Source organism: Collinsella aerofaciens (assembly GCF_028206795.1).
Lineage (GTDB): Bacteria > Actinomycetota > Coriobacteriia > Coriobacteriales > Coriobacteriaceae > Collinsella > Collinsella aerofaciens_AX.
Genome location: NZ_JAQLFJ010000030.1, coordinates 1 through 1,552, shown reverse-complemented (window position 1 = coordinate 1,552; position 1,552 = coordinate 1). Strand labels below are relative to the sequence as shown.

The 1,552-nt window shown below is 67.2% G+C and carries 1 protein-coding gene; it reads right to left on the bottom strand.

The features are described from left to right. Window positions 1-109: 109 nt before the first annotated feature. Entirely contained in the window at window positions 110-1,276 is a 1,167-nt protein-coding gene (locus PMX70_RS10090) for an IS110 family RNA-guided transposase (RefSeq protein ID WP_271740667.1), read from the bottom strand. Window positions 1,277-1,552 lie beyond the last annotated feature (276 nt).

The window sequence follows — 1,552 nt, the reverse complement described above, 5'->3', positions numbered from 1 at the left end:
GGGGGTGTTCCTATAGTTTTGTCAACGGTTTTCTCCGTTGAGCTACCTAGATTCTCTCCATGCTGGCGCCAGCCCATCGGCGCGGCAGCTCTCTTTCATTTTTGCGGGGCTAGGCCGCGTAGGGGGCCTTGTCCCGCATGACCGCGTAGATCACCTTCAGCCTCTTCCTCGCGACCGCCTTCAGCGCCTCGCCGTGGCACATCCCGCGGCCCCTGCACGCGCGGTAGTACTCGCCGAACCTGTTCGCGCTTCTCGTCAGCGAGTTGCATGAGAATATGAGCAGGTTCTTCAGCCTCTTGTTTCCCTGCCTCGATGCAGCCACCGACGCTATCGAGGTCCCGGACCTGCGGTTCCTCGGGGCGATGCCGCAGTACGAAGCCAGGTGGTCGTGGTCGGGGAACGACGATATGTCGATCGCTATCGTCAGCTCCGACGCCGTCCTCGGCCCGATGCCCGGGATCGTCAGCAGGCACGCGTAGGTGTCGTCCGACTCGAGCAGGGACGCGATCTCGGCGTCGAGGCGCGACGCCTCCTCCATCGCCTCCGATATGCGCCTCGCAAGCATCTTCACCTGCGGATTCTCGGCCCTCACCATGACCTCGGAGGGCCTGGTCGACGAGGCTATCGCGGTCCAGGCGTCCGCGCGCGCCGATCCGCCCGCGCCCCGCATGAGCGCGGAGAACGACGCCCTCCCCGCGTCCGCCACGCCCCAGGCTCCGCCGAGGCGGGCGAGGACGCGCAGCCACCTCGGGTCCGAGGGGTCAACCAGGGCCTCGAACGCCGGGCAGGATTCCAAGAGGATGGAGCGCAGCCGGTTCTTGTCCCTCGTGGCGCACGTCACCATGTGGTCGCGCTGCGAGGCGAGCGACCTCGCGGCCTCGAGGTTCCCGTCGCGTTCCGGGACCGGCAGCAGCGCGTCGGGCAGGCCCATGGCGGTCCTGGCGATCACATGGGCGTCTCGCTCGTCGGTCTTGGCGTCGCCGGCGAACATCCTGGAGGCCTGGTGCGCCGCTATGCCGGGCAGGTAGGCGACGTCGAGCCCGGCCCTCCTGGCCCTGGATATGGGCAGGGCGCCGATGTTGCGGGCCTGGTCCACGACGACCAGGGTCCCCTCTCCGACCTGCGAGAACAGCCTGTCGAGCTCATGCTCGGAGTTCGCGACGGGGCGGTTGACGGCGATCTCCCCGTCCCGGGTGAGCATGCAGGCCCAGTGGGTGGCCTTCCCGACGTCGAGCCCGAGGACGGCCCTCCTCGCGGGCGCTGCGTTATCGGCCATGGTATCCTCCAATCGTCGGTCGATCGGAAGCCGTTTCCCGCGACACCCACATTACCTGGCCGTGGCCGTCTTCCCTGAGGTCCGGCAGTTTCCTATCAGTCGTCTGAAACGGCGACGCCCGCGTCGGCAACACCCCCCGGGCCCTCTTCGGGGCAGGGGCAGACGGCCGTACGCGGGCGCCCGATCGGCGGCCCTTTCGGGCTTGCTTGAATCGTATCCGACACCGGGGAAATACATCAACGGGGTATCGAATAGCTCATTTCTGACTGTAATGGG